Here is an 8,254-nt window from a genome sequence, read left to right as displayed (position 1 = left end):
AACAGGCTTTTTTATATAAAACTCTTTGCTATAAAAGGAATATATTACCCTTTTAACCAAGCTTCACGTAAAGTGTTTTGCTTAGCTGTTGCATTAGGGTCTACTGCTAAACTAGAACCTGTAGTGTAAGATTGTGTTAATTTAGTTTTTACAATAACCTCTTCTCCTTTTCTATCAATTCTAACATCGATATCTCTTCCTGGTTTCCACATAAAAACTTCAGTTAACATTTGTTGAGCGTTAGCCATTGTTAACTCTTTACCATCAATAGTTTTAATAACATCTCCTGGTAAAACACCATTTTCTGCCCAGAAACTATTGTTCTTTACAGCTTCAGAGAAAGGTAAAGACATTGTTGCCATATCTGGTGCAAAAATTAAAGTACCATCATTCTGGATATAGTTTGTTTTTACTTTAGCTTCTGCTAATGTTAAACCTGCTTTAGCAAAAAAGTCGTTATAGTTAATTGGTGTTCCACCAACTACGTGTGTATTTAAAAACTCACCAATAGAAGGATACGTCATTTCTGTAATTTCAGCAATTAAATTATCATCTACAAAAGGTTTGTTTTTTCCGTATTTAAGAGATAATTCTTTCATTAAAGATAAGATTCCTCTATTACCATTACTCTCTTCGCGTAATAAAATATCAATACACATACCTATTAAAGCTCCTTTAGAATATACGTTTCCGTATTGTGGTGCGTAAGGTTGGTCTAAGATATTTTCACTCATTTCAGTAAAACTCATAGCATCGTTCATTCCTGATGCTGTTTTAATTTTACCCATTACTTTAGCAAAAAATTCATCTTCAGTAACTAAACCTTGATCTACTTGAAATAACGTCGCAAAATATTCTGTTACACCTTCGTACATCCATAAATGCTTAGAAAATGTTGGTTGATTGTAATCAAAATAGTGAACATCTTCAGAATGTACACTTAAAGGTGTTACAATATGAAAAAACTCATGAGAAACAACATCAATCATACTTTCAGATAATGCTTCAAAAGGCATAGATTCTGGTAAAACTACCACTGTAGACGTATGGTGTTCTAATGCTCCAAATCCCTTTGGAGACTCTTCCTTTCCTTCAGATAAATATAAATAAATATCATAACGAGGTGTTGTATTAATGTCTCCTAAATATGCTTTTTGAGCTAACATCATTTTTTCCATAACTGCTTTAATTTTTTCAGCAGAATGTACTTTGTTTGGAGAATATACACTTAATACAATTTTAATATCTCCAACTTGAAATTCTTCAACATCTAATGCTCCGTAAAACATTGGGTTATCTGTAATATCAAAATATCTTGGTGCAAAATAACTAGAAGTCATAGACACTCCATCATCATTCATTTTTGTTCCTGTTTCTTGTAAAGCAGATGTTTTTAACATTGTTTTAGGTGCAGTAACATCTAATTTATATTGTGCTGTTTTTAAAGAATCAAAATACCCAATAAAACCATGTAAGTTTAATACGTAGTTTGTAGTCTCAATATTAGTTCCTGCTGGAGAAAATGGTACTTCTTTACCTATTCCACCACCTTGAGTTTCCATATCGAAAGTATCGTTAACATTGTAAGTTACCATGTCTAAGTTAGCAGCATTGGCAATAGTCCAAGTATTGGTATCTGTTTTTACAACTGGTAATTCGTTTCCTTTATAATCAATAGCTTTAAAATCGTCTACATATTTTCCAAAATCACTAACAGAATACGTTCCTTGTACTACTCTTGGTAATCTATACGTTACAGATTCTACTGCAAAACGTCCAGGATTAATTACAACTGGTGCTTTATCGTTTGTTACTTTAGTTAAATCTAAAGTCGCTTCGATAGGATTTAAAGAAGCTAAATCGTTTGTAGCTTTTCCGCTAGCAGTTTTTGTAGAATTACAACCTACTAGAAGAACTCCAGCAAATGCAACACTTAATAGGTGTTTTTTCATTATTATTGGTTTTTTGTTAATGGTATAAAAATGTATGACGACCAAATGTACAATCTGTTACATTTACAAATTATAAAATTTTGTTAATATATGTTAAATTCAAAGCTTCAGAATATTATATTGCAACTATGCAGCAACCACTAATTAGCGTATTAATTCCTTTTAAAAACACTCAAGAATTTCTTAGCGAGTGTTTAAATTCCATAATAAACCAAACGTACACTAATTGGGAACTACTAATTATAGACGATAACTCTACAGATAATAGTTATAATTTAGTTAGCGATTATGTTAAAAAGGATAACAGAATTAAGTTATACAAAAATGAAGGTTCAGGTATTATCAATGCCTTAAAACTAGCTTTTTCAAAATCTAAAGGAGACTATATTACTAGAATGGATAGTGATGATATTATGCCTGATATAAAACTTGAAACACTTTATAATAATTTACAACTAAACGGAAAAAACCACATAGCAACTGGCTTGGTAAGTTATTTTTCTGCGGAAGGCATAAGCGATGGCTATAGAAAATACGAACAGTGGTTAAACAGTTTAACCATAAAAGGAACTAATTATTCTGAAATTTATAAAGAATGTGTAATCCCTTCTCCATGTTGGATGATTACTAGAGAAGATTTATTAAGTATTGATGCTTTTAACCCTAAACGTTATCCTGAAGATTACGATTTAACCTTTAGGTTTTACGAAGCTAATTATAAAGTAATTTCGTGTAATAAAGTGCTTCATTTATGGAGAGATTATGGTACGCGTGCCTCTAGAACAGATGCTAATTATGCCGAAAATAGTTTTATAGACATTAAACTGCACTATTTTCTAAAATTAGATTTCGATAAATCAAAACCATTAGTAATTTGGGGAGCAGGAAATAAAGGAAAAACAATTGCTAAAAAATTAATTGCTTTAAATATCCCATTTCAATGGATTTGCGATAACCCTAAAAAAATAGGCAAACATATTTACGATGTAGAAATGAAACCATTTCAACATTTAGAAACATTAGCCTCTTTTCAAAGTATTGTAAGCGTTGCCAATAAAGAAGAACAAACAATTATTAGAACTTACTTTTCTAAATTAAAAAAAGAATCAATGAGAGATTATTTTTTCTTTTGCTAAAGGGTCTCATATTTCAGTATTAGTTTTATATTTGCTTAATCAAAATTAGCAATGCAGTTTAAACATCCAGAACTTCTTTACGCCTTATTACTACTGCTAATCCCAATTATTGTTCACTTATTTCAGTTACGTAAATTTAAAACAGAAGCGTTTACTAACGTTGCTTTTTTAAAGAAAGTGTCTTTACAAACACGTAAAAGTGCTCAAATTAAAAAGTGGTTAACTCTATTTATAAGAATGGGTATTCTTGCTGCAATTGTAATTGCTTTTGCACAGCCATTTACTTCAAAAAACAAAACTTTTAATACTAAATCTGAGACTGTAATCTACCTAGATAACTCTTTTAGCATGCAAGTAAAAGGAGATAAAGGCGAATTACTAAAACGTGCTGTAAGCGATATTATTAGTAGTGTTCCAGAAGATGAAAGCATCTCACTTATTACAAACGATAACAGTTTTAGAAACACAACTGTAAAAGCAATTACCAACGATTTGTTACAACTTAACTACGCTACAAATCAATTGCCTTACGATGCCGCTTTACTAAAAAGTAAGAAGTACTTCTCGAAAAACGACAATACTATTAAAAACTTAGTATTTATTAGCGATTTTCAGCAAAAAGACAGCAATTTCAATCCAAAAAGAGACGAGAACACCAACCTTAATTTAGTACAATTAAAACCTGTTAATAACAACAATGTTACTATCGATAGTGTTTACATTTCTAAAAGAACATCTAGTAATATAGAATTAACGGTTAACCTTAAAAATAATGGTAATACAATAGAAAACCTTCCAATTTCTTTATATAACAATGGAAGTTTACTTACTAAATCGTCAGTTAAAATAACAGATAAAGCAACTACTGTTTTTACCTTACCAACAAATGAACGTATTGATGGAAAAGTAACTATAGAAGATGTTAACCTTCAGTTTGACAACACATTATTTTTCAACATTAATAACAACTCGAAAATTAATGTTTTAGCCATTAATGAAACTAAAGACGAGTTCTTAAAAAGCATTTATACTCCAGACGAATTCAACTATAAAGCAACTGCTTTCAATCAGTTAAATTATAGTGATATTACCAATCAAAATCTTATTGTTTTAAACGAGTTAAAACAAATACCAAGCTCTTTAACAACAGCTTTAAAAGCATTTACAAGTAATGGTGGCGTTTTGGTTGTTATTCCTTCAGAAGACATTAATGTTTTAGACTATAACAACTTATTATTAAACTATAGCCTTGCTCCTTTTTCTAAACTTTCTAAAACAGAAAAACGATTAACAAACATAAACTATTCCCATCCCATATATAGTGATGGTGTTTTCGAAAAACAGATTTCTAATTTTCAATATCCTAAAATAAATTCTTATTATCCTCAAAATATAGCAAGCGCATCGGCAATACTAACTTTTGAAGATGGAAAACCTTTTCTATTAGAAAACAATAATGCGTTTGTATTTACTTCTGCTTTAAACAGAAAAAATTCAAGCTTTCAAGATATTAATTTAATTGTACCAACGTTTTACAACATCTCTAAACGCAGTTTGAAATTGTCTAATCTATACTACACTATTGGTAAAGAAAACACTTACGATGTGGTTACAGATTTACAACAAGATGCTGTTTTAACTTTGGTTAACGAGAACGCAAACGTAATACCACAACAACAATACTTTAATAATAAAGTAGCAATTACAACTACAGATACTCCAGAAAAAGCTGGAATTTACAATGTAAAAAACAAAGCCGAAATTATAGAAAATGTGAGCTATAATTACAATAGAAACGAGAGTGATTTAATCTATCAAAACTTCTCAAACCTAGATAATGTAACGGTTAGCAATTCTATTTCAGAAGTTTTTAAAACGATAAAGAGTGATAATAAAACAAACGAGCTATGGAAATGGTTTGTTATTTTAGCATTAATACTTTTAGTTTTTGAAATGCTTATCTTAAAATATTTTAAATGAACGTACTTATAAAATCTGCAACGATAATTGATTCTAAGAGTGATTTTCATAACACTACTCAAGACATTTTAATCGAAAAAGGAAAGATTTCTAAAATCTCCGAAACCATTGAAAACACAAACAATTATAAAGAAATTAATCTTGAAAATTTACATGTTTCTCAAGGTTGGTTCGATAGTAGTGTGTGTTTTGGAGAACCAGGTTTCGAAGACAGAGAAACTATAGAAAACGGATTAAAAACGGCGGCAAAATCTGGTTTTACAACCGTTGCTATGCAAGCCAATACACATCCAATTATCGACACAAATTCGGCAATTGCTTTTATTAATATGAAAGCACAAAATAATGCAGTAACCTTATTACCTATTGGAGCTTTAACCAAAAATAGCGAAAGTGTAGACTTAGCTGAGTTATATGATATGAGCACAGCTGGAGCTGTTGCTTTTTCAGATTATAAAAAACCAATTACTAATCCAAACTTACTTAAAATAGCTTTACAATATGCTAGTAATTTTGATGGTTTAGTTTGCTCTTTCCCTCAAGAAAATAGAATTTCTGGAAACGGTGTTATGAACGAAAACATAACGAGTACAAGCTTAGGTTTAAAAGGAAATCCTAGTTTAGCCGAAGCTTTACAAGTAGCTAGAGATTTATACTTATTAGAATATACAGGAGGAAAATTACATATTCCAACAATCTCTACAGCAGAATCTGTAGCTTTAATAAGAAATGCTAAAAAGAAAAAACTAGACGTTACTTGTAGTGTAGCTGTACACAATTTATGTTTAACAGATAGCGAACTAGAAGATTTCGATACACATTATAAAGTGCTTCCTCCTTTACGAACACAAAGCGATATCGATGCTTTAATTGAAGGTATAAAAGATGGCACTATAGATATGGTTACTAGCGATCACAATCCTGTAACTATAGAAAATAAAAAGATAGAATTTGATTATGCAGACTACGGTACAATAGGTCTTGAAAGTGCTTTTGGAGCTTTACAAACATTATTTTCAACAAAAAAAACTATACAATTACTAACTAAAGGAAAAAGTAGATTTAATGTTCAATCTTCAATAATAGCAGAAGGTAATACTGTAGATTTAGCCCTCTTTAATCCTGATATTAAATACACATTTACAACAAGTAACATACACTCTACCTCTAAAAATAGTCTCTTTTTAAACAAAGACTTAAAAGGAGAGGTTTATGGTATAATAGCAAATAATAAAACTGTTTTATAAAAATGAATAAAGAAACCATAGAAGAAGGAAAAACACTTGCCATAATTAGCTACCTAACATTTATAGGTACTTTTATTGCTGTTTTTATGAATTTAGATAAAAAGAATCCTTTTGTAAACTTTCACCTACGCCAAATGATAGGCTTAATACTTATGCTTATTCTATCTAACGTTGTCGAGAAATATGTGAACAGTACGTTTGGATCGGTTTTATGGCTAGTTACATTTTCAAGCTGGTTATACGCAATAATATTTGCCATAAAAGGTGAAGCAAAATTAATTCCTTTTGTTGGAGAAAAATTTCAACAATGGTTTAAAGACTTAGGTAACTAATGAAGAATTTATCTCTAACTCACGTAATACGCGAATCGTCTTTAAAAGACAATGCACCACTTCTTATTTTATTTCATGGTTATGGTAGCGATGAAAACGATTTATTTTCTTTTGCTAGCGAACTACCAGAAGAATTATTTATTGTTTCGGCAAGAGCGCCTTATCCCATGCAACCTTATGGTAATGCTTGGTATGCTATTAATTTTGATGCAGATAAAGGCAAATGGAGTGATAATGAACAAGCAATAGAATCTAGAGATTTAATTGCTAAGTTTATAGACGAAGTAATAGCCGAATATCCTGTTAATAAAGACAGTGTATCGCTTTTAGGTTTTAGTCAAGGTACTATTTTAAGTTATGCTGTAGCACTCACCTATCCTGAAAAAATTAATAATGTAATTGCTTTAAGCGGATATATTAATGAAGACTTATTTAAAACACAACCCGAAGACCACTACAAACATTTAAACTTCTATTGTTCTCATGGATCTGTAGACCAAGTTATACCAGTAGATTGGGCTAGAAAGTCACCAGAATTTCTTTCTGCTTTAAATATTAAACATAAGTATTCTGAGTTTCCTGTTGGCCATGGTGTTGCTCCTCAAAATTTCTATGAATTAAAGGAGTGGTTAACCAATTTACTCTAAAACACTAATTACCTGAGTCTTAGACCTTGTATTATATATTATTCAATAAAAAGTCGTTTTTATTAAAAATAGTTAGGCAATAACATAGTTTTGTTTAATTTAGTGAAAGAATATACAATTAATTGTAAAAAATCGTAATTATTAACATTTCTTATTTAAAAATCTATTTTTTTTAACAAAAGTATTTTTTTTTAATGTTAATAATTGTTTTTTTCTCTAAATAAACAAGACTATTGAAAACTGCCTACCTCTATTTGTCGTTACTCGCACTTCCTTTTATAAGTAATGCACAACAAACTAAGTCTGCGCCAGAGATGCTTGAAACCTTCGATGCAATTATAGGTTTAGAAAACACAAAACTCTATAATGGAAAACGCCATTATAACACCTATAAAGTAACTAAAGAGAATCATAACTTCTTTACAAGTCCTATTTTTATAAAAGGAAATGTTAATTATAACGAAGCAACATTTTATAATGTTAATTTAAAATACGACATTTTTAAAGATCAATTAATATTTAAGCCAAATAAAACTAATGCATATATTAATATAGAGCTTATACAGGATAAGGTTACATCTTTCGAGCTTGAAGATCATAATTTTGTAAACTCTAATACCATAATCGAAAACCAAGACATAGTAACAGGCTATTTAGAGGTTATTTATAAAACCAATACACTTACGTTTTACGCTAAACGTAAAAAAATGGTTAAAGAAAGAGTTAAGGGTAATAAGCTAATTTACTTGTTTAACGATGATCCTAGTTACTACCTATATTATGCGCACACTTTTAGTGAGATAAAATCTAGTAATTCTTTTAAAAAACTTCTCCCTACTTTAAGTAAAGACTTAAAAATAGAGATTAAAGAAAGTAAAAATCGTTTTGAAACAGAAGGTTTACTTACGCACCTAGCAAAATGGGCAGATTTAAAACTACAAACTAAAAGCACCAACTAAT

7 protein-coding genes are annotated in these 8,254 nt (G+C 29.9%); 6 read left to right on the top strand and 1 reads right to left on the bottom strand.

Going from position 1 to position 8,254, the window contains the following annotated elements; genetic code table 11:
- Positions 1-44 precede the first annotated feature (44 nt).
- A complete protein-coding gene (locus ASC41_RS10995) occupies positions 45-1,952 on the bottom strand; it encodes a M61 family metallopeptidase (protein ID WP_055436689.1) in 1,908 nt (635 codons plus the stop codon).
- Positions 1,953-2,080: 128 nt separating this feature from the next.
- On the opposite strand from ASC41_RS10995, the gene ASC41_RS10990 reads away from it, so the two are divergent.
- The 6 genes from ASC41_RS10990 (at position 2,081) to ASC41_RS10965 (ending at position 8,253) form a co-directional block, all read left to right on the top strand.
- Entirely contained in the window at positions 2,081-3,088 is a 1,008-nt protein-coding gene (locus tag ASC41_RS10990; protein WP_055436699.1) for a glycosyltransferase family 2 protein, read from the top strand.
- 51 nt (positions 3,089-3,139) lie between these two features.
- Entirely contained in the window at positions 3,140-5,068 is a 1,929-nt protein-coding gene (locus ASC41_RS10985; RefSeq protein ID WP_055436688.1) for a vWA domain-containing protein, read from the top strand.
- Complete coding sequence (locus tag ASC41_RS10980; protein ID WP_055436687.1) at positions 5,065-6,315, top strand: dihydroorotase; 1,251 nt, start codon at positions 5,065-5,067, stop codon at positions 6,313-6,315. Before ASC41_RS10985 ends, ASC41_RS10980 begins: the two co-directional genes overlap by 4 nt.
- A gap of 2 nt (positions 6,316-6,317) precedes the next feature.
- The gene (locus tag ASC41_RS10975; protein ID WP_055436686.1) at positions 6,318-6,647 is read left to right on the top strand and encodes a hypothetical protein; all 330 of its coding nucleotides are present in this window, start codon (positions 6,318-6,320) and stop codon (positions 6,645-6,647) included.
- Positions 6,647-7,294, top strand: coding sequence for an alpha/beta hydrolase (locus ASC41_RS10970; protein WP_055436685.1), 648 nt, complete (start codon positions 6,647-6,649; stop codon positions 7,292-7,294). Before ASC41_RS10975 ends, ASC41_RS10970 begins: the two co-directional genes overlap by 1 nt.
- Positions 7,295-7,527: 233 nt before the next feature.
- Positions 7,528-8,253, top strand: a complete 726-nt coding sequence (locus tag ASC41_RS10965; RefSeq protein ID WP_055436684.1) for a hypothetical protein — start codon at positions 7,528-7,530, stop codon at positions 8,251-8,253.
- Position 8,254 lies beyond the last annotated feature (1 nt).

The organism is Lacinutrix algicola (assembly GCF_001418085.1).
In the GTDB taxonomy this organism is placed as follows: Bacteria; Bacteroidota; Bacteroidia; order Flavobacteriales; family Flavobacteriaceae; genus Lacinutrix; species Lacinutrix algicola.
The sequence above is the reverse complement of the archived record's forward strand: the minus strand, read 5'-3'. Positions and strand labels throughout refer to the sequence as shown.